Annotated in this window: 15 protein-coding genes; all 15 read right to left on the bottom strand. The window is 41.5% G+C overall.

The window, feature by feature from the left end:
- Nucleotides 1-142: 142 nt before the first annotated feature.
- On the bottom strand, nt 143-1942 hold the full coding sequence (locus tag I7X29_RS11325) for a DUF5689 domain-containing protein (RefSeq protein WP_198474794.1): 1800 nt from the start codon (nt 1940-1942) through the stop codon (nt 143-145).
- A 298-nt stretch (nt 1943-2240) separates the two neighbouring features.
- Entirely contained in the window at nt 2241-4958 is a 2718-nt protein-coding gene (locus tag I7X29_RS11320; protein ID WP_198474792.1) for a TonB-dependent receptor, read from the bottom strand.
- A gap of 337 nt (nt 4959-5295) precedes the next feature.
- Entirely contained in the window at nt 5296-7920 is a 2625-nt protein-coding gene (locus I7X29_RS11315) for a reprolysin-like metallopeptidase (protein ID WP_198474790.1), read from the bottom strand.
- Between the two features lie 330 nt (nt 7921-8250).
- Entirely contained in the window at nt 8251-9213 is a 963-nt protein-coding gene (gene tsf / locus I7X29_RS11310) for a translation elongation factor Ts (protein ID WP_009413948.1), read from the bottom strand.
- 123 nt (nt 9214-9336) lie between these two features.
- Complete coding sequence (gene rpsB / locus I7X29_RS11305; RefSeq protein ID WP_198474788.1) at nt 9337-10062, bottom strand: 30S ribosomal protein S2; 726 nt, start codon at nt 10060-10062, stop codon at nt 9337-9339.
- Nucleotides 10063-10173: 111 nt separating this feature from the next.
- Nucleotides 10174-10560, bottom strand: coding sequence for a 30S ribosomal protein S9 (gene rpsI, locus I7X29_RS11300; protein WP_002681865.1), 387 nt, complete (start codon nt 10558-10560; stop codon nt 10174-10176).
- Nucleotides 10560-11015, bottom strand: coding sequence for a 50S ribosomal protein L13 (gene rplM / locus I7X29_RS11295; RefSeq protein ID WP_009413950.1), 456 nt, complete (start codon nt 11013-11015; stop codon nt 10560-10562). The genes rpsI and rplM overlap by 1 nt, the downstream gene beginning before the upstream one ends.
- Nucleotides 11016-11756: 741 nt before the next feature.
- A complete protein-coding gene (locus I7X29_RS11290; RefSeq protein ID WP_198474786.1) occupies nt 11757-14075 on the bottom strand; it encodes an outer membrane beta-barrel protein in 2319 nt (772 codons plus the stop codon).
- Between the two features lie 367 nt (nt 14076-14442).
- A complete protein-coding gene (locus I7X29_RS11285) occupies nt 14443-15393 on the bottom strand; it encodes a PhoH family protein (RefSeq protein WP_009413952.1) in 951 nt (316 codons plus the stop codon).
- Between the two features lie 68 nt (nt 15394-15461).
- On the bottom strand, nt 15462-15878 hold the full coding sequence (locus I7X29_RS11280) for a CBS domain-containing protein (protein WP_034555884.1): 417 nt from the start codon (nt 15876-15878) through the stop codon (nt 15462-15464).
- A gap of 116 nt (nt 15879-15994) precedes the next feature.
- Nucleotides 15995-16480 carry a PH domain-containing protein gene (locus I7X29_RS11275; RefSeq protein WP_198474784.1) on the bottom strand — a complete coding sequence of 162 codons (486 nt, stop codon included), beginning with the start codon at nt 16478-16480 and terminating at the stop codon, nt 15995-15997.
- A 6-nt stretch (nt 16481-16486) separates the two neighbouring features.
- Nucleotides 16487-17809 carry a DUF4302 domain-containing protein gene (locus I7X29_RS11270; RefSeq protein WP_198474782.1) on the bottom strand — a complete coding sequence of 441 codons (1323 nt, stop codon included), beginning with the start codon at nt 17807-17809 and terminating at the stop codon, nt 16487-16489.
- A gap of 102 nt (nt 17810-17911) precedes the next feature.
- Nucleotides 17912-19243 (bottom strand): DUF4302 domain-containing protein, encoded by a 1332-nt coding sequence (locus tag I7X29_RS11265; RefSeq protein WP_198474780.1) that lies wholly within the window; start codon nt 19241-19243, stop codon nt 17912-17914.
- 72 nt (nt 19244-19315) lie between these two features.
- Nucleotides 19316-20638: a DUF4302 domain-containing protein gene (locus I7X29_RS11260; RefSeq protein ID WP_198474778.1), complete on the bottom strand. Its 1323-nt coding sequence runs from the start codon at nt 20636-20638 to the stop codon at nt 19316-19318.
- 15 nt (nt 20639-20653) lie between these two features.
- Nucleotides 20654-21268 carry a hypothetical protein gene (locus I7X29_RS11255; protein ID WP_198474776.1) on the bottom strand — a complete coding sequence of 205 codons (615 nt, stop codon included), beginning with the start codon at nt 21266-21268 and terminating at the stop codon, nt 20654-20656.
- Between the last annotated feature and the right edge of the window lies 1 nt (nt 21269).

Raw genomic sequence — 21269 nt, 5'->3', positions numbered from 1 at the left:
AAATCAATAGAGTTTTACAAGAGAATCTCGGTGAGACTCCGAGGGGTCGGAGGGGTGCGAGCCGCACGGGCGGGGATGAAGGGGTGAGAATAAAAGAGTGAGCTTTTGGGGCTCACTCTTTTTGGGTAAGAAAAAATGTTTTTTATTGTATTTCTACATCGCTATCTTTTATGTAGATGAGTTCGTAAATTTTTGCTCCTTTATTATCGATGTAGTCTTCGAACTTACCTGAAACAGTTACTTTTTGACCATCTTTTTTTAGACTATCAGTTTTTGCTTTTGAAATGCTAGCACTATTTGCTGGGAAAAGTTTTATTTTATTACCATCGGATAATGTGATGTAGGAATCTGTATATTTACCATTTTTTTGAGTAATAATAGTACCTGTAAGTTTTACATATTTACCATCGGCATAGTTAGCTATAGTGGCTGTAGAAGCATCTAAGGCTTCATAAGTGGGGGTAGCAGGGGCTTGACCAAAAGTTACATCTTCTGCTTTGGTATATTGAATTTGTTTTGTTCCGTTATGTAAGCCAAAGGTTCCTTTTATAGTAACTTCGTAACCACCCATTGCAATTTTTTCTTTAGTTTCGTTGATGTTTTTAGTACTGGAATAAACTTGTATTAAGGTACCATCTCCTAATTTGAAATAGCCCTTACCTCCTTTAGATACTAATACACCGTGCATAGTAACAACTTTATTTTCTTCAAAAACAGCTACTGTAGCGGTACTTGCTTCTATAGTTTCTGCCGGTGGTTGTGGGTTGTTATTACCTGAGCCCCATACTAAATCACTGTCTTGCTCATAAGCGATTTGAAGCGTAGTATTATGTTTGCCAAAAGTACCTGTTACAGTAACTTCTTTGCCATTTACTTTGAGGTTATCTTTATTCTCTTTACTAATTTTACTGAAGTTTTTAGTGTACAATTGTATTTTGGTGCCATCACTAAAAAGAATATAGGCTCTGCTTCCTTCTACCTTAAGATTACCGTGTAGTTTTACCTTTTTACCTTCTACGAAGTTGGCGGCTGTAGCGGTACTGGCTTCTACAGTTTCAACGGTTGTATTGGTTTGAGTATTGGTTTGGGTACCGGTAGAGGTGCCTCCGTTGACTACTATATCAGCGTAGTTGCTAATCATAAACTGCCAATTTTGACCGTACTTGGTGAGTACCCCTGTGACATCTAAAGTTCCTGCAGGCACTTTTTCATCTTTGAACTTGGCATAACGGCTGGTTCTAAAAGGAATTGTATTGCCTTGTGCATCGGTAAGGGTGTAGTCTGTTCCTTGACGGGTGTCATTGGCTTTTTGATGCATATTTTTACCTACGTCTTCCGTTTTGAAGTGTACTCCTTTAAGGGTGATGAGTTGGTTGATATTGGCTTCTACCTTTAATGTATTTATAGAAGTATCGGCTTTAGCGAGTTCGGCTAAAGTTTTACGCACACCTCCTTTATCGAAAAGGTGATTTTTAGCGATGGCTTCTGACATTCGTCCTACAGTAGTTCTTCCGTTATTTGCTTGGAATATACCACTTCCAAAGTCGACTCCACCATTGTTTACTTGTGAGGTGAGTCCTTTGAGTCGCAATTGCACTTTGGCACCTAATGGGAAATCGGTATATAGACCTGTTTTATTGATAGCGACGGTAACTCCTTTGGTTTTATCTTCGTTTTGGATATAAATTTTTTGATAGAAGTTACCAGCTTCGTCACTGGAGATTACATAACCTTCGATTGCCTCGTCGGCTCCATAAGTAGTTACATTTGTAACGGCTTTACCTATGGCTGTATCGAAGCTTACTACCTGACCACTAAAAGGCGGTAGTGTTTTTTCGCCTTCAGGGTTAGGGATGTCATAATCGTCGTCCTTTACGCACGATGTAATTGCGAATAGCGACAATAGGGCTATCGCTGTGGGTTTTAATGCATTTAGTTTCATATTGTTGTTATTTATTAGTTTAGCCTCCAAACCTCCGAAGGGGGACAATCCGCAAAAGGGATTCAATGGGGCGATTTTTAATGTTACTTGTTACCTATTATTTATAGTCAAACAAAAATAGATTGCAAATAAGTTCACTTTTAAAGGCGCTTGTAAAACGAATTACATAACATACTTTATTTAAAAGTATTTGATTTTCAAGGTAATCAACTTTGCCAAAGGTCGTAGCACGACGAGCAATTAAAACTTTGGCAAAGTGTAGCGACACAAAATTTGCAAACCAATTCTGATTTACTATTTAGAGACTTACGGCTAAATTGAGCATATAGGTACGTCCGTAACCTACGAAATATCGGTTACCGAAAGAAGGGACTCCTTGGGCGTTATCTTGTAGCATTCTGCCATAGTTAGCCGTACGTGATTGTTCAAAACCTCCTGAAAGGAATTTGGTATCGAAGAGGTTGTTCACACTTGCCATTAGGTTGATATAGGTTTTCTTTACGCGCCAAGATTTACCAGCGACGAGGTTTACTAAGAAGACATCGTCTAAGCGCTCTTGTTTGAGGAGTTGACGAGCTTTATCGAGGTCGATATTAGAGTAGGGTGCTTTGGTAGCTGGGTCGATAAAGAACTGAGAGGTGCGGTTGAGGGCAGATAGCGATACGTAGTTTTGAGCTAAGAAATTGGCTGTTGCGCCTACCCACCAATATTTAGGATTTCGGTATTCCAATCCTAATGAATAGGCTTGTTGTGGCCCACTTGGCACGTGGTAATTTTTCATTTTAACCTCGTCGATAGCTTTATTTACATCACCTGCTGAAATGTAGAGCGATGGATTATTGATATAGGTGTATTGCCCTATAGCAGCCACTGCTGTAAGTTTTACAGTAGGGTGCAATTGCGCTTCGGCACCCAATTCTAATCCGAAGTGGCGTTTTTTGATGCCATCGATGGTTTGTGCCACGAAATCTTTGTCGATTTCATCGGTAAGGGCGGTTTCGGTATAGAAGAAGTTAGTTTCGGCAGTGTTTTCAATCTCGGTAAAGAAGCCTGTGAGGCGACCTTTCAAGAAAGAAGAGCGCAATATATAGCTTGCATCGGCGGTGTAAGCCATTTCGTTTTTGAGATTAGGCAATATTCGATTGGAGTTGCGCACATTAGGATAAATATTGCGCAAGGATTGTGGGGTGTTGAAATAGCCTACATTGAGTTGCAAGAGGTGACGACCAGTGAGGGCATAAGTAATTCCAGCTTTGGTACTTACCCCGTTTTGCACTTGCAAGGCGCCTTTGCCATACGAATCGCTGTAAAGGGGGTAGTTGTATTTACCCTCGCGTTGTACATCGGTGTAGTGATAACGACCAGCGATGAAGAGTTCGGCTTTTTTGAAGGTAAATTCTAATTGAGAGAAAGCCTCGGCTACATTGCTTTTTAGGCTATAGAAGTAATTCCATTTATCGCCTTTTTGTTTTTTCATATCTGCCTCATTGGCATCGTAAGGTTTGTTCTCGAAGTAATCGTAGTTCACAAAGTACTGACCACCGAGCAAGTCGTCGATTTCGGCAAAGTTATCGGAAGAGATATTGCGATATACGAGTCCTGACGTCCATTTGATGAAGTCGTGAATAGGCATTGCAAAATTCACGTTGGCAGAAAGGGTGCGTTCGCGGTTGATGTCGTTGCTCACTATAAAAGTACTGTGTTTATCGGCATTGTTATAGTTAGCATAGTACAAGTTTTCCCAATTGAGTTGAGAGTTAGCCAAGATATAGTTTTTTTGTTCTTCGGCGGCTGCAAAGTCGGGGCCTGCATTTTGGTTCAGGTAATAGCTTGGCATATTTTTATAGTAGTTAGGTTCGGGGTTTTGGGCGTTCGCATAAGCGATGCGGGTATTGCCAATTTCGCCGAACTGATAGCCTAAGTCGATATTCAAACGCGTATTGTTTTTCAAATAGTTATATGAAAGAACGAAGATAGGTTCGGAGATAATGCGGTTGCGAGAGTTGCGTTTGTCGCCCATTTGTCTGCCCCAATAAGGGTTGTATTGGTAGCCGAACAAATCGAGAGCTTCGCGAGTGAGAGGAGAGCTTTTGCCGCGTTTTACGGGAGAGAAGAGTCCGATGAGGTTGAAGCTGTGATGATCGTTGAGTTGGTATTCAATGCCGCCAGAGAAAGCATAAGCGTTGTAGAGCGTTCCATCGACCCAAGTGCCTTGAGGGGCGAAGCGTCGGGAGGCGGATACCATAAACGACAAGTCATTGCGGAGTACACCTGAGTTGTAGGTAGCCATCAATCGACCGGTATAACTGCGGTTGCTTGCTGAAGAAGTAATGCGAAGCCCAGCGCGGTTGAGTGAGGGGCGAATGTTGATGTAGTTAGAGCCCATTAGACCGCCGAAAGTATAGTCGGATTTTGAGAGTCCATTGCTGTACTCTTGGTTGCGAGTGATGTCGTTGAGACCTCCCCAATTATTCCATTGGGCGCGACCATTTTCAAATCGGTTCATAGGGATACCATTGATGAGTACAGTTACATCTTTGGAATCGTAACCACGAGGTTTGAAGAAAGCAGAACTAAAATCGAAAGCTGCACGTCGCATAAACACATCTTGAGAGCTTTGCAAGAGACCTGACATAGCATCGGCGCCGCTCTCATCGTCTTCGAGTTCAGATTCGTTGATTACAGCCATTTGTTCGGATTCTTGAACTAAATCGGCTGTTAGGCTCACTTCAGGCAGTTGCTGAGTGATTTTTTCCCCTCCTACAGAGACCAATTGCTCTTGACGGGTATAACCATTAAGTGAATAGATGATAAGGTATTCGCCTTCGGGAAGAGAGAGGGCGTATTTTCCTTTTCCATTGGTAGTTGCTTGCCAAGCAGAAGCATTGACGTGTACTTTCACGCCTTCTAAAGGCTTTTTGCTCAATTCATCTACTACCGTTCCTTCTACTCGCCATTGTGCAAATGCCGAAGCTGACATTAGCAAAAGTATGAACAAATAAAATTTCTTAAACATAATAAGGTTGATTTCTTGTATTAGGAGACAAAGGTACAACAATAAAAGTAAATAACCAAAAATAAATCATAAAATTATTTTATCGTGAGTTTATTGTAGTTAATTATTTGAAAATCAGTAAAATATTTTAAATCACCCACGAATTTCACAAAATTGCACAGCTGGGTATGTGAAATAGGAATTTGCACAAAAATTGGGGTTGAAAAAGTGATGTTGTGATGAGGGGGAGAGTCTCGGAGAATCTTGGAAAAGCTCGGAGAAGCTCAGAGAAACTTGGAAAAAATCCGAGAATCTTGGAAAAGTGTAGGGACACCATTTTCGCCTGACGGTGATAGTATTATCTTACATATAAAAAGCCTTTTTGCTGTTCTTCTTTTCCGTGTTTGCTGTAACGAACGATATAGAAATAAGTGCCATGAAGGGCTTTGTTATTGCCTATAAAACCTTTGACATTGGCATAACCTCTAAAATAATCGCCATTTTTGCCATAATGTTCATTTTCATATACTTTTAAGCCTGTTTCATCGAAAATAAGGAGATGAATAGGGCTATTATCATCTGCTCCTTCTACGGTAAAATAATTATTCGTATTCTCGGTAGAAACGCCATTGTAGATAACAATGTTTTTCTCTGGCTCTTGCTGTGGTTTTTTTGCTATGGGTCTTAGTGTAATGGTTTGCTTGTGTACTGACTCATTAGCACAATCGTCTTTGGCTACCCAAGTATATATTATTTTATTGGCAAGGTTTTCTTTGGTAGGAACGACTTGAAATGTACCTTTACAATTATCGGTAGCGGTAAGAGTAGCTCCAAGAAGTATTTCAGTTCCTTCATCAATCGTTGTATCTTGAGGTAAACTCCCTACAAAAGTAGGTTTTTGGGTATCATTCACTACGATTGTTTGTTGATAAGTAATGGTTTCACAGCCATCGTAAGCCTTGAATGTGCGCTGAATGGTAAAGCTATTGGCACAAGTTCCAGCGAGCTTTTTATCTGTATGGGTAATGGTTGCTGCTCCACAACCTCCTTCGGTTGTAGGGTTGACAGGTGCAGGTATCTCATTAGCACATTGAACGGTTACATTTTTGGGTTTGCTATTCTCTACAAAAGTTAAAGGAGAGGGCGTTCCTGTTTTCCTTTTAATTTTAAAGCCTCCATTGGGCACTGATTTTCCGTTAAAGATTTTATAAGGCGCTACATTGGTGATAGCAAAAGCGATATGGTCTATCACTTCCACTTTGATAACCCCCGCAGGAAGTTGGATTTTTGGTTGTTTACCCCATTCTACTGTACCTATCTCGATATTGGGAAGCATAATTTCGCAAGTACCATCGTTTTCGGTGCTTTCTACCAAAGTATATTTAAAAGTCTTACCTAAATCATCGGAAAGGAGGATGCGCACTTTGCTATTGGGGTCGAAGAAGTTAGGGTCTACTTGCCAATGAAGTGTTATTTTATCACCCCCTTGGTACTCGTCGTTCATTCCGTTAGTGATAGCGAAAGTTTTACCGTCGGCGATGTTTACCTTTACGGCTACCATATCGTAATTCACAAAGTGTTGGGGCGCAGGATTAGAGGTTGCCACCCAAAAGAGGTGTTCGCCTTTTGCATTGGGACGTGTATACTCTATAAAGCCTCCTAAATCGCTGTATTGTGTTTGGAAAGTGATAGGATTTCCGCCTATTTTCCCCTTACGAGTGAGGAACTTAGGATCGTTTACTCCTGCCCTACTGGTGAGTTGTGCTGTGTAATAAATAGGGAGATTGTTAGGGCTTGTCGCCTTGATACGGAATTGGAAATAAGTATCTTTAGGAATGGTATAGGTTTCTTGTAGTTTTGTGCGATCAATTGTAGGGAAAGAGCTTTCGGTTTTGATACCATAAACGTAATTGAAATTACTCACATCATTCCCTTTGCGGTTTACTAACTGAGTGCGCTGAGAATCTTTGAAATAAGACCTATTGACAATCCCATTGCGTATTTGATAAGCGGTAGGGAGTGAAAAGAAAGCCCCATCGGGGAAATTGTTGCTATAGCCCATCAGCGATTGACCGTAGCGAGGTTCTGTATAGAGAGAGTTACCTGAGTAGACGTTTTTAAAAGTGTGATCGGCACCAAATAAATGTCCGATTTCGTGAGCGATGGTTGCATTTTCGGCTATTGCCGAAGCCCCTCCTTTTCTTACAAGGCGGAATCCTCCAGAAAAGAAAGCGAGTCCTGACAAGGTTGCATCGGTGCCTGGAGCAATCACAATTCCTATGTCATACTGTTTATCGCCAATGAGTTCATTCATCTTTTCAGTTGAATTTTCAATGATATCTCGTCGTGATTTTTGATTGTACAACTGCTTAGTAGCTTCTTGAATAATGAGTCGGTTATCGTCTACGATGCTGAATTTCACTCCTATATCGCGTACATATACCTCGTTGAGAAAGGTTTCAAGGTTGAGCAGGAAGTTTTTTACTTGTGTGATATCACTGCCGAAAGTATGGGCAAAATCGTAGTAATCAACCAATACGGCCAAGCGATAGAGATAGAGAATCCCCTCGGGGTCGTTAGGCATTATAGATGTAGTAGTGGTGATAGGGCGTGCAGTAGGGGTGTTTTGAGGAGAAGGAAAAAGAGAGGTGTGCTGGTGAGTATCGGTACCACATTTTGCATTGGGGTTATGGCGGAGTCGCTCTTTTGCTGATAGCTTACCTTGCTGTGAGCCTGTAAGTTGGTAGGTAGTCCCTTCCCATTGCAAGCTACCAGAAGCCTCTTTATTAGGGTGTACTACCAAAGTAGCGACAAACTGATTTTGGCTGTAGCCTACAAAGGTGTGAATACCTTTATTTTGCTGAGAGTTTTCGCGCTCTTGCCATTGGAGATTAAGGGTTTCGCCATTAGGAAGGGCAATATTCCATTGTGCTTGAGCAGTGGTGAAACTGAGGTAGAGGAATAAATAGATAATATGTTTCATTTTAATTTGGTAATGTTTTGAAAGGGGGCGTAGTACGACTAACGATTGGTAGTTAAGGTGAGTTCAGCGTAAGTAATTATTTAACAATCAGCAAAATATTTTTAATCTCCCACGAATTTCACGAATTTTCACGAAAATGGGATTGTATAAAACTCTTTACTTTATATTATCTCACGAATTTTCACCTGACGGTGAATTATTTTGTGAATATATTACGATATAAAACTGTAAATCAATATTCTGTTATATCGAACTAACGTTAGTTAGAGAAAAACTCCCCCTACTCAATAGTAAGAGGAGTTTTTAACATATATCATTTAAATATATAAATTACAAGGCTACGCGTTTGAAAGCTGTAATCTCTACATTTTTAGATTTTACAAAATCGGATACTTTTTTGCTTTCGTCATAGATGTACACTTGGTCGAGAAGAGCTTTCTCTTGGTCGAGGGTAGTGTTATCGGAGATGAAGCGTTGTATCTTACCAGGAAGGATTTTATCCCAAATTTGTTCTGGTTTACCTTCAGCTTTCAATTCGGCTTTAGCATCAGCTTCAGCTTTAGCTAATACTTCAGGAGTGAGTTGTGCTTGTGAAACGTATTGAGGTACGTGTTTGAGCGGTTTGCCCAAGCGGTGTAACTCTTCATTTTCTTTTTCGATGATAGCGATGCGTGCTTCGGTTTCTTTAGCGATGTACTCAGGAGAGAAATCTTTGTAAGAAAGGGTTTCAGCACCCATAGCAGCGATTTGCATCGCCAAATTTTTACCTACTTCGGCAGCATCGGCGATAGCAGCTGATAAGCCTACGATAGCAGCGATTTTGTTGCCGTGGTGGATGTAAGAACCTACGAAAGGCGCTTCTACTTTTTCGAAAGCACCGAGTTCTATTTTCTCACCGATCACACCTGTTTGTTCGAGGAGTTTTTCGGCTACAGTAATGCCTTTGTAGTTAAGGGCAAGAAGTTCGTCTTTGCTATTTACAGTAAGAGCGAGATCAGCTAAATCTTTAGCGAGGGCTACGAAATCGGCGTTTTTGGCTACAAAGTCAGTCTCACAGTTGAGAGAGATGATAGCACCTACCGTGTGGTTAGCATTTACTTGAGCGATAGCAGCGCCTTCTTTAGAATCGCGGTCGGCACGTTTAGCGGCTACTTTTTGACCTTTTTTGCGCAATACTTCGATTGCTTTATCGAAATCGCCTTCGGCTTCGATGAGGGCAGCTTTACAGTCCATCATACCTGCGCCGGTAGCTTGGCGGAGTTTATTTACGTCTGCGGCGGTAATATTTGCCATTTTTATTAATGTTTATCCTCTCCCCAGCCCTCCCCCGAGGGGAGGGAGAAGCCGGTGAAAGTAAGTTAAAAAATAATTTTAAGGCTTTGACAAAGTTAGGGACTTTGTCAAAGCTTATTTGATTTATTCGGCTGCATCAGCTTCTTTGTTAGCGTCGGCAGTTCTGCTAGAAAGACCTTCGTTTACAGCTTCGGTGATGTAAGAAAGAACTTTTTCGATAGCTTTAGAAGCGTCGTCGTTAGCAGGGATAGCAAAATCCACCTCACGAGGGTCGGAGTTTGTATCTACCATTGCGAAAATAGGAATGTTTAATTTTTGCGCTTCTTTTACAGCGATGTGTTCACGAAGAGTATCGACTACAAATAGAGCACCAGGGAGGCGAGACATATCGGCGATAGACCCTAAGTTTTTCTCGAGTTTTTCGCGCATACGTTCTACGTGTAGTTTTTCACGTTTTGAAAGGGTATCGAAAGTACCGTCTTTTTTCATTTTGTCGATAGACGACATTTTCTTTACAGCCTTACGGATGGTTACGAAGTTAGTAAGCATACCACCAGGCCAACGCTCGGTGATGTAAGGCATTTTTACTGAAGTTGCTTTTTCGGCAACAACGTCTTTAGCTTGTTTTTTAGTAGCCACGAAAAGCACTTTTTTGCCAGAGGCTACGATTTTTTTGAGGGCTTCGGTAGCCTCTTCGATTTTAGCAGCGGTTTTGTATAAGTTGATTACGTGGATACCGTTGCGTTCCATATAGATGTAGGGAGCCATATTAGGATTCCATTTGCGGGTAAGGTGGCCGAAATGTACGCCTGCATCTAATAAATCTTTAATTTCTATGTTATTTGCCATTTCTTTTTAAATAGTTTACGTTCCTACTATTAGCAATAGCTTGGAGAGGTTTTGTAAATTTTAGATAACCGCCTGAGCCATTTGGATGCTAAACTAAGGAGCAAATTGATATTAACGTTTAGAGAATTGGAATCTCTTACGGGCTTTTTTCTGACCGAATTTTTTACGTTCAACCATACGAGGGTCACGAGTGAGGAGCCCTTCGGGTTTTAATACTGCGCGGTTTTCGGCGTTGAGTTCGCAAAGTGCGCGAGCGATAGCCAAACGAACGGCTTCGGCTTGACCGGTGATACCACCTCCGTATACATTTACTTTTACATCGTAAGCATCTTCAGCACCTACAAGGCTGAGGGCTTGTTTTACTTTGTATTGCAATGTAGGGGTAGTGAAATAATTGTTGAGTTCGCGTTTGTTTACGGTGATAGTACCGTTACCTGCTTTAAGGTAGATACGCGCTACGGCGGTTTTTCGTCTACCGATGGTGTGAATTACTTCCATTATTTCAAATCGTTTAAGTTAATGGTAACAGGTTGTTGAGCTTCTTGTTTGTGCTCGCTACCTGCATACACTTTTAAATTACGTAAAACTGCTGCACCCAATCTTGTTTTTGGTAACATACCTTTTACAGCTTTTTCGATGATACGTTCAGGGTGTTTTTCGAGGAGTTGTTTTACTCCTGTGAAGCGTTGTCCTCCTGGATAACCAGTGTGGCGAAGATAGGTTTTATCTTCCCATTTGTTCCCTGTGAGGTTGATTTTTTCGGCATTGATAACGATTACGTTATCGCCACAATCAACGTGAGGGGTAAAATCGGGTTTGTACTTACCGCGAAGTAGTTTTGCTACTTTAGAAGCAAGGCGACCCAAAGTCTGTCCGTCAGCATCTACCAAGACCCACTTTTTATTTACAGTGGCTTTATTGGCAGAGATGGTTTTGTAGCTTAATGTGTCCACTCTTTGTGATTTTTATTAAAAATTAAACATTCCTTATAGTGTCATCAAACGACACTTTTATTTTTAGGGCGCAAAAGTACGACAAATATTTGAAACTGCAAAATTTTTGAGAGGTAAGAGGTAAGAGGTAAGAGGTAAGAATTTGGAAATTAGCAGATTAGAGAATTAGCAAATTGGGGAGGTGAGAGCCTCACGGGCAAAGAATGGGAGTGTGGGAATTAGCAAATTAGCAAATTAGAGAATTAGCTAATTTGGGAGTGGTGGAAACTGTGGGGCTGTTTAAAGAGTTTTTTTGTAAGAGGGCGCCGGAAAAGGTTTATTTATGTAAAGTGAGTTCGACGTAAGTAATTAACAATCAGCAAAATGTTTTAAATCTCCCACGAATTTCACGAATTTTCACGAAATTAGAACTACACAAAACTCTTTACTTTATATTATCTCACAAATTTTCACCTGACGGTGAATTATTTAGTGAATATATTATGATACAAATCTGTAAATCAATATTCTGTTATATCGAACTGATGTTATGTAGGGCGTTTGCAAAACGCCCCTACATAACACAACTTAAAGACAATTTGATTATCAGATTAACAAACTTTGCCAAAGCTCGTAGCACGAGAGGCTATTAGAACTTTGGCAAAGTGTAGCGATGCAAATGCAACCAATACTCGGAGCTGGTATTGTAACGTTCCTGAGACTTTTGAGGTATCTCGTAATAATATAACATACTGATTTTCATTACAAGCGGTTTTTCTCTTCTTCTCCCGCACCTTGTCCTTTATACTTGCTTTGGGTGGTGTTGAAATTGTAACTCAGTCCTATCTTAAATCCAAAATTGCTGTAATTCTGAGCAGTACTATTGCTAATGTAAGGATTTTGTACACGTGTGTGCTCATTGAGACCGTTATAAGGGTCGGAAATTACGGTATACACCGTAAGCGATTGGTGAAAGAACATACGGGCAACCCCCACAACCACTCCACTTATATCCTTATAGGCGTAGGCTTCTCGGTTTGAACCTTTGCTCGCATAGGTAAACAATGCTAAAAGCAACCAGTTTTCAGTAGGAGTAATTTGGTTCATCATTTCTACCATAAACCTACCTTCATTGGTGTAAAACACATTGTTAGCAAAAGGTTTTTTATAAGTAAGGGTGAGCTTAGGCATCCATTTACCTATTTGGGTTTGTGCATTGAGCACACATTTCAGTTCGCTAAAATCATCGTAATTGCGAAGGCTTTTCTCAACGGCATCGGGGTTGATGCTTGAGAGTTGGTAATCGGAATAGATACCTTTGTGAATATTCGAATAACTTACCGAAGCCGAAATAGGACCATAAGTAGCTAAGGCATTCCATTCATCAGTAAGCTGAGGCACAATATATGGGTTTCCGTGATTGTACAAGAAAGGAGAACTATAAGTGTTGTAGTCGCTGAGCTCATAAAAAGCTGGGCGTTTGATTTTGCGTGCATAACTAAAAGTCAGTTGAGTTTTATCCCAAGGGAATGCGATAGAAATATTGGGTAACCAATCGCGGTAGGTCTTGCTTTTTACGGGGCTTTTTTGTCCGTTTTCGTAATAACCAAAGTCGGCGTACTCGTAACGCGTACCGAGTTTCAAATTCACTTTTTTAATAGGGTAAGAGAAACTCACAAAACCAGCCGAACGCATTTCGGTATTCTTAATATCCGAAGCGGAAAGTACATTATCAGTATAGTCCTCAGTACGATGCAGGTCGCTCACCTCTACGCCATAGTTTATAGCACCCTTACCAAGGGTTTGCAAGAAAGTAGTTTTGAGTCCCCACCAATCGGAAGCAGCATCGGAATGGGTGTGCACGTTACGAGAGGTAGTGGTGAGGAGGTTGCGCTCCACAACATCGGAAGTGTTATCGGAACGCTGACCGATATAATCTACATCGGTTTGCAGTTTCAGTTTATCGGTGAGTTTACCTTCGTAATAAGCATTAACGCTCAGGTCTTTGTTTTGGCTAAAGCGGTCGTATTCATTGAGCCCTTTGGCAGTAAGGAGGTTATTTTTGAAGGTAGCGGTCTCTTGGGTGCTAAACCTGTGTCCTACCCAAGGTTCTACACTCCCTCTTACACTTGCGCCTATGGAATGTTTGTCGGAAATCTCGTGAGCTACCCCTATTTTAGCATTTATTCCTTTGGCATTACTTTCGTTAGTTTCGTCGCTCGTTACGCGCCAATCATTACTTTGGGTATGTACTTGCAAATCCTGATAGAGGTCGGCATTTTTCTTGTTGAAATTGTTGAAGTTGCCTATGGTAGTAAACCAGTCGGTTTTGCCTTTGCGATAGTTGAGACTAAGCCAAGTAGTTGTTAAGGCTCCTTTTTTTAACACATAATTTTCATTTTCAACCGACCCACTCAGTCCATCTCCTTGTTTCTTTTTCAGTTTGATATAGATTACCGCACCCACCGTATTGTCGTGTTCTGCACCAGGTTGGGTTTCCAGCTCTATGCTCTCAATATCTTTGGGAGATAACTGATTCACCTCATCTAAATTCCGCACCCTGCGGTTATCGATGTAGAAGATAGGATTTCCTTTGCCAAACACCTCATAACCTCCACCGGTGTAGGAAGTGCTCACCCCAGGCAAGAAGTTGATAAGCAATTCGGCTTTGGGGAGGTTCTGCAAGGTCGATTGCGCCACATTAGTACTGATGCGCGTACCCTTCTGTTCTAAGATAGGGCGATGAGCTGTTAGCACGACTTCTCCTAACTGATTGGTAGCAGGGGTCAAAACAATGGTGCCCAAGTTACTCCCCGAGGGGGTGAATACCTCCGTTTGATATTCCAAATGGGTAATTTTGAGAAGTATTTTTTTACCCTCAGCGGCATTGGGTAGTTCAAAAACACCTCGCTGATTGCTTATTGCCCCTTTTACGAGGGTAGAGTCGGGTAGGGACATCAGGATAACATTAGCGGCACTTATAGGTTTTTGGTCGGGGCTAACTAATGTACCTTTAAAAGAAGACTGTGCAAAGCTGCAGGTAGTTACAACTAATAGCAGTGATAGGATAATCTTTTTCATCTGTTTATATGGTTTTTGGTTACTAAATTAATTTTACGGTGCAAAGATATGATAAATAAAGGTATTATGCAATGCAAGGTACTTTTAATTTGTTGTTTTGTGTTAATTATTTTTTTATTACACTGATTATCAGTTTATTTTTTTAGAAAGCTTTTTATTGCTTTCTCCCATATAAACGAAGATTTTTTGAAAAGGTTGGAATAAATAAGAAGCTTTTGAGTAATAAGGAAGTAAAATGAAGAATGTTATAAATAAGCAAATGACTGAGGTGGGAACAATGGGAGCGGTGGGAAACTCTCTGAGGACTTGGAACTCTCAGAGAGTCTTGGGGGTTATGGGTAAAATATAATTGTTTGTCGTGTTATGACTATTCGTTGTTTTCAATGGTTTTGTAGGCTTCGATGATGCTGCGTACTAATGGGTGGCGCACAACATCTTTATCGTCTAAGTGGAGGAAGGCAATGCCCTGTACATTTTGGAGGATGAGCATTGCTTCTTTGAGTCCGGAAGAGACTTTGCGGGGGAGGTCGATTTGACCAGGGTCGCCAGTTATCATAAACTTGGCATTGCGCCCCATACGGGTGAGGAACATCTTCATCTGAGCGTGGGTGGTGTTCTGAGCTTCGTCGAGGATTACAAAAGCATTATCTAAGGTGCGTCCGCGCATAAAGGCAAGGGGGGCAATCTCGATGATACCAGCCTCAATAAAGGCGTTGAGTTTTTCGTGGGGAATCATATCGCGCAAGGCATCATAAAGAGGTTGCATATAGGGGTCGAGCTTTTCTTTGAGGTCACCAGGGAGGAAACCGAGGTTTTCGCCTGCTTCGACTGCTGGACGGGTGAGGATGATGCGGCGTACTTGTTTTTCTTTGAGGGCTTTTACAGCTAAGGCTACCCCTACATAAGTTTTACCGGTACCGGCAGGCCCAACGGCAAAAACCATATCGTTATTACGCATCATTTCTACCAATTTTACTTGATTTTGGGTTTGCGGGCGGATGATTTTACCACTGACTCCGTGTACAATGATATCCTCTTCACGTACTTTTTCGGCAGTTTCGGGGGTAGATGCAGAAAGAATACTATCGATAGTGCGCTCGTCTAAGCGGTTGTATTTTGCGCAATAGGCGATGAGTTTTTCGATTTGTGTTTGGAAATCTTTGAGCTGTAGTTCTTCGCCAAAAACGATGAGTTTGCTACCGCGTGCAACGATTTTCAGTTTAGGAAATAGGGTTTTGATGTACTTGATATTACTTTCGTCTTCCCCACAAAACACTTGGGGGCTAACTTCGGTAAGTTCTAATGTTAATTCATTCATATTCAGGTAAAAGGTAAGAGGTAAGAGGTAAGAATTTGCTTTTCTTATCTCTTACCTCTTACCTAAATTTAATATTGTTCTAATAGGTATTTGATAAGGTCGGTAGTGGTTACGAGGCCGACAAGTTTGCCGTTATCTACCACGGGGATAGAGTGGAAGCTTTGGGCGGCGAGGATTTCGGCTACTTCTTTGATGGAGGTGTCGGCAGTTACTGTAAGGGGTGTTTTAGCCATAATCTGCGGGATGGTATACATATCGTAGACAACGGAGGTTACTTCTTCATCGCCGTCGGTCATATCGGCAAAGCTGATACGAAGGAGGTCGGAATAGCTTACAATGCCTATAAGTTTATCGCCTTCGACCACAGGGATGTGGCGTATACGGTGTTTTTTGAACAAACGTTCGGCTTCATAGAGTGATTGATCGGGAGAGAGGGTTACTAACTCCTTACTCATAATTTGTGAAACGGGTACTCTTTGTCTCATAATAATTGCGTTTTTAAGGTGAATGTTTTTGTTTATTGATTTCACCCGCAAAGATACGAAACTTTTTGTAATTGACAAATTTATTAATTAGCAAATTTGCTGTTTTTTTAGGTGTATTACAATTTAGCGGTAAGTTGTGTTATTACCTCATCGGGCGATTCACAACTGAGGGCGTATTTTCTACCGCTTTTGGTGGTTACCAAAAAACACTGATGAGTATCACCTATAAATGAAGTGTACTTTCCGATACGTTTGTTACAGAAAATACCTATATAGCCAAAAAAGCCTGCTGAACCGAAAATTCTCATATCCCAAAACGACGGCTTGTGTTTTTCTACGGAGAGGATTTGGCTGTATTTTAAGCTGTTACTACCGAAAAGTTTTTTCAAAGTAAGCTTATCGGGTTCTAACACTATACTCATAGGAGCGCTGAGTATAAATACAGCTAAGGTAATGGTAATAGCGATGATACCTAACAACAAGCCGTAGTTGGGATTTAAAAGATAATTCCTGCCCATCGTCACTAAAGCAACGATGACTAATACACTTACTAATACTGTGATGATTCTTACTGTATTACTCCAATGAACATTCTTTTTCATAAAGTATTATAGTTTTTTGAGTGCATAAGCAGGAAAATAGAAAGAGGGCTTACTATGACTTTGAAAGAAATAGATAAAGCGATCATTCTGTTTTTCTCCTGTATTTTTGATGTACAAACCTTCGTTGCTGAGGGCTATCAAGTTTTCTAAACGCTCAAAGGCAAGGTCTAAAAGGGCGCGGTTTTCGGGTTTTAACCAAGAGCTCGAAGCCAGTGGATGCTTGAAACTTTGAAAGGTCATATAGAGTTTTTTATCTTTGAACTCATAGGTGGCATTGACGGTAATTGATTCGGTACTCGATTTATCGGGGAATTTATAGCCAATGATAAGATCTACTTTGTTTCCTGCCTTGAACCGGATAGTGATAGAGTTGAACGCTTTTTCACTATCAATTGCTAAAAAGTTGTCGTGAAAGAGGGCACTTGTATAAGAAGATTTTTTAAAAGAAGACTCGAGATATACAAAAGCGCTCACTTCGTCGTTGACGATGGCTAAATAATCATCGGAATTGAAGACCTCTGGGCTGATGAGTGAATAGTACAATTCGACAGTTACCCCCTCTACCGTCGCGCTATAAGTGGGAGTTTCGGTACTGCCACTACGCGTTAAATCACTGAAACTCTTACCTTCTATCGTTAGAGGAGGTACCAAAGCGATGCCGTTTTCGGTGGCTTTTACGGGTGCTTTTACAGTGGTGTCTTGAAGGGTTAAGACTCTATTGGTGAAAGCAATAGGGTAAAGAGTAGGCGAAGCGGTGGCTGTTGATACTTTCAAAAGGTAGTGAGATGTATGTTCAGTGAGTGGCACTATATTGCGCGCAAGATTAGGGAATTGCGCTTCATCGGTGGCAGTGGCAGGTTCAAAATAGAGTTGCGACGGCTGATTGCTGAGAAGGTTTTTGAATTTGAGTTTATCACCTTCTTTACCGAGATATAGGAATTGGTATACCTTACCTGAAAAATCTTTAGCGGGGTCGCCTTGGAGTACATCGGCGAGCTGATGTAGATAATTTTGGCCTACAAAGCTCAATACACTGCCTTCTTTGGTTTCCTGAGTGGTGTAGCGCGTGGTGGTGGAGGTAGCGGTCGCACTGAGGTCGGAAAGCATAGATACTTTGCCCTCAGAGGTAAACTTGAGGAGGAATTGATAAACGCCTATGCTGTTTCCATTAGTATAGGAAAGTTTCCAGCCATTTTGAGCTGTAGTAAGCTCTTTCATTAAGGCAGAGTTTTGCACTGGAGTGATAGGGTCATCTCCAGCAGTGGGGTTGTCGTTCTTAGCGCAGAACGAAAGGCTCATAGCGAGCAGGAGGAAGGTGATTTTTTTCATTGTTTTTTTAGGGGGTTAGGGGTTAGGAAATAGACTTTGCCAAAGGTGCGAGCCGCACGGGTAAGAAACTTTGACAAAGTGTATTGATGCAAAAATCACTGTTTATTGTCCCCAAGCAAGGAAAGCATATTGAGGATGTTCATAGCTTTGGAAAAAATAGATGGGGTTTGTAGCAAAGGGTCGGATAGAGAGATCCAATTTTTTCACATAATAACCTTGATTACCAAGTTCATAGATGCGGTTTAAGGCTCGTTTGGCTTGTTCTACCACCGCCTCGTTCTTAGGGTCATTCCAAAAATCTTCGTTATCAACTGTTAAAGTTCCGTCAGTTTCGGTGAAATACAAGCGTTTGTTTTTGAGTTCGTATTTAGCGTTTACAGTTATAAAAGAAAGATTATTTTCTTCAAAATTATGCCCTATTTCTATTTGGCAAACAGTTCCTGAGAAGGTCATCATCACCATATAGAGGTCGGTAGTGGCATCTACGCGCAATACATCTTGATAGAAAGCCTCGGTTAGATACTCATATTTTTTCATTACTTGAGTGTTAATCGCAAGTGCTTCAATTTGGGTATTGATATGCTGGTAATCATCACTGTTGTAATCATCAGGAGAGAGTAATGAGTAGAAAAGTTCGGCGGTAACTCCATTCACGGTAGTGCGATAGGTAGGAGGGTTACTGTTTTCAACGCGTTTCAATTCGTTGAAAGGTTGTCCGCCTAAGGTAAAAGCGCGATGGAAAGCAATACCATTTTCGGTTGCTGAAGTAGCAATTTTGCTTGGGGTATTCTTCAGTGATAACACTCTATTGGTAAACTCGATAGGATAGGTAGTAGGGCTACCTGTAGTAGGGCTTACTTTCAGGTAATAGTGAGAGGCGTTGTTGCTCAAAGGGGCAATGTTTTTGTACAACGCAGGAGTGCGCGACCAATCGGCAGCAGTAGCGGGTTGAAACACTACAGAAGCGTTGTTTCCCAGAAGCAAGTTTTGGAATTTGAGGTTATTACCTTCCTTGCCTGTATATAGGAACTGATAGACTTTACCTGTGTGAGCAATACTTGCAGCTCCTTGTAGAGCATCGGCTAAACGGTGGATTTGGTTATTGCCGATAAAGCTGAGAACTAAGCCTCTCCCCTCTTCTTGGGTACTGTAGCCGCTGGTAGTAGGGGTAGCCGTAGCACTGAGATCGGAGAGCATTGTTACCTTGCCTTGATTGTCGAACTTCATCAGGAAATTATAGCCTCCAAAAGAATCATCAGGAGAGACATACGTAAGTTTCCAGCCTTCGGGAGATGCGGTGAGCTCTTTCATCAAGGCAGGGTTTTGTACTGGAGTAACGGAGTCGTTACCAGTGTTGTCATCATCATTCTTAGAGCAGAATGAGAGGCTCATAGCGAGCGCGAGGAGAATGGTGTTTTTTAAGGACTTTTTCATTATTATTATTTCTTTCTTAAGTTTCTCATTATTAGGGGTCAGGGGTCAGGAGGGGCGATTGACAAATCGCCCCTACAGTGGGACTCCCCAGATAGGGAAAGCGTACAACGGAAATTCGTAGCTTTGCAATAGATATACGGGGTTATCCTCTTGGGGTTTAACTTTGATGTTCAGTTTTTTGATGTACAACCCTTGTGCTCCAAGAGCATAGACACTTCCTAAGGCGCGTTGTGCTTGTTCTAAGATTGCTTTGTTTTTCTCGTCACCCCAAACATCAGGAGCAGAAGTGCTCAGGTTTTTATCACTATTTTTAAAGTACAAACGTTTGTTTTTGAGTTCGTACTTACAGCTGATTTGGAGTACAGAGAAGCCTTTTTCAGGGAAAATATGTCCTATTTGGATATGGCAATCGGTGGCACCGTCGAACATTACTCTGAGCATATAGAGGTCGGTAGAGGCATCTACTTTCAATACATCTTCATAGAAAGCCTCGGTCATATACTCATTATTTTTGAAATACTGGCTCATAAGAGCAAAAGCTTCGATAGTGGTATTGATATCTTTATAATCGTCGCCATCAAAGAAATTAGGTGGTACTGAGGAGTAGAAAAGCTCGGCAGTAACGCCATTCACGGTTGCTTTATACACGGGGGGCACACTACCTGCAACGCGTTCTAACTCGGTGAAAGACTGTCCGCCTAAGGTAAAAGCGCGATGGAAAGCAACACCTTTTTCAGTTGCCAAAACAGCGACTTTGCTTTGGGTATTTTTCAGTGATAACACTCTATTGGTAAACTCGATAGGATAGGTAGTGGGCGTACCTGTAGCAGTGCTTACTTTTAGGTAATAATGAGCGGCAGCGGTGGTTAAAGGAGTGATATTTTTGTACAACGCAGGGGTACGTGACCAATCGGCAGCGGTGGCAGGTTCGAACACTAACTGCATACCACTGAGGAGCAAGTTTTGGAATTTGAGATTATTACCTTCTTTACCTGTATATAGAAACTGATAGACTTTACCTATATGGGCATTGCCTATAGCCCCTTGTAGAGCATTGGCTAATAGGTGGATTTGGTTATTGCCGATAAAGCTAAGTACTAAGCCTTTTCCTTCTTCTTGGGTGGTGTAGTTACTGGTAGTAGGGGTAGCTGTAGCACTGAGGTCGGAGAGCATTGTTACTTTGCCTCGAACGTCGAACTTCATCAAAAAGTGGTAGCCTCCGAAAGAATCATCGGAGGAAATATAGGTGAGTTTCCAGCCGTCGGGAGATGCGGTGAGCTCTTTCATCAGGGCGGGGTTTTCCACTGGGTCGATAGGGTTATCTACTGCATCGTTGTCGTTCTTGGTGCAGAACGTAAGGCTCATAGCGAGCAAAAGGAGGGTGATTTTTTTCATTGTGTTTTTAGGGGGTTAAAGCGTATAAATATAACTAAAATTGATAATTGCGTGGTAACGGGTGATGTAGTTGCCTTTGTTCCAGAAAGAGCCTCCTATTTCTCCAAAAATTGCTAATTTACTGTGGTCGGAAGCGTATAAATCTACTCCGGCAAAAATGTGATACCCGAGGTTAACGGTACCTCCTATCCAATCTTTGTTGTTCACATCCTGAGTTTTGAACTGTCGCCACAAAGGAGCGCTGACATGGAGTCCGGCACCCGTAACAATACCAATATTAGGGCTCACAGGGGTAGTTATGGCTAAGCGCACAGGCACATCAAGGGTAGAGACATTGAGCATTGCATAGTTACTTTCACTTTGCTGAAAGCCGCCTTGTGAAAACTCACTGACTCCAAAACCCATTTCAAAGCGGAGGTTTTTTTCAGGAGAGTAGAACACTCGCATTTGTATGCGCATTACATCACCTCTCATTTGGAAATCATTACTCACCATTTCGGCAAGCCCTAAGCCAGCATCAAATTCACAAGACCATTTCACATACGGAATACTGTCTTTAGCGGTTTCTTTTTCTTGGCTAAAAGCACTAACAGTAGCGCCTAATAGCAGAGATAATAATAACTTTTTCATT

Source organism: Capnocytophaga periodontitidis (assembly GCF_016126015.1).
Lineage (GTDB): Bacteria > Bacteroidota > Bacteroidia > Flavobacteriales > Flavobacteriaceae > Capnocytophaga > Capnocytophaga periodontitidis.
The sequence above is the reverse complement of the archived record's forward strand: the minus strand, read 5'-3'. Positions and strand labels throughout refer to the sequence as shown.

What these genes read in the sequence shown, in the direction of transcription:
- I7X29_RS11325 (WP_198474794.1), bottom strand. Translation starts at nt 1,942, where the DNA reads ATGAAACTAAATGCATTAAAACCCACAGCGATAGCCCTATTGTCGCTA.
- I7X29_RS11320 (WP_198474792.1), bottom strand. Translation starts at nt 4,958, where the DNA reads ATGTTTAAGAAATTTTATTTGTTCATACTTTTGCTAATGTCAGCTTCG.
- I7X29_RS11315 (WP_198474790.1), bottom strand. Translation starts at nt 7,920, where the DNA reads ATGAAACATATTATCTATTTATTCCTCTACCTCAGTTTCACCACTGCT.
- tsf (WP_009413948.1), bottom strand. Translation starts at nt 9,213, where the DNA reads ATGGCAAATATTACCGCCGCAGACGTAAATAAACTCCGCCAAGCTACC.
- rpsB (WP_198474788.1), bottom strand. Translation starts at nt 10,062, where the DNA reads ATGGCAAATAACATAGAAATTAAAGATTTATTAGATGCAGGCGTACAT.
- rpsI (WP_002681865.1), bottom strand. Translation starts at nt 10,560, where the DNA reads ATGGAAGTAATTCACACCATCGGTAGACGAAAAACCGCCGTAGCGCGT.
- I7X29_RS11290 (WP_198474786.1), bottom strand. Translation starts at nt 14,075, where the DNA reads ATGAAAAAGATTATCCTATCACTGCTATTAGTTGTAACTACCTGCAGC.
- I7X29_RS11285 (WP_009413952.1), bottom strand. Translation starts at nt 15,393, where the DNA reads ATGAATGAATTAACATTAGAACTTACCGAAGTTAGCCCCCAAGTGTTT.
- I7X29_RS11280 (WP_034555884.1), bottom strand. Translation starts at nt 15,878, where the DNA reads ATGAGACAAAGAGTACCCGTTTCACAAATTATGAGTAAGGAGTTAGTA.
- I7X29_RS11275 (WP_198474784.1), bottom strand. Translation starts at nt 16,480, where the DNA reads ATGAAAAAGAATGTTCATTGGAGTAATACAGTAAGAATCATCACAGTA.
- I7X29_RS11270 (WP_198474782.1), bottom strand. Translation starts at nt 17,809, where the DNA reads ATGAAAAAAATCACCTTCCTCCTGCTCGCTATGAGCCTTTCGTTCTGC.
- I7X29_RS11265 (WP_198474780.1), bottom strand. Translation starts at nt 19,243, where the DNA reads ATGAAAAAGTCCTTAAAAAACACCATTCTCCTCGCGCTCGCTATGAGC.
- I7X29_RS11260 (WP_198474778.1), bottom strand. Translation starts at nt 20,638, where the DNA reads ATGAAAAAAATCACCCTCCTTTTGCTCGCTATGAGCCTTACGTTCTGC.
- I7X29_RS11255 (WP_198474776.1), bottom strand. Translation starts at nt 21,268, where the DNA reads ATGAAAAAGTTATTATTATCTCTGCTATTAGGCGCTACTGTTAGTGCT.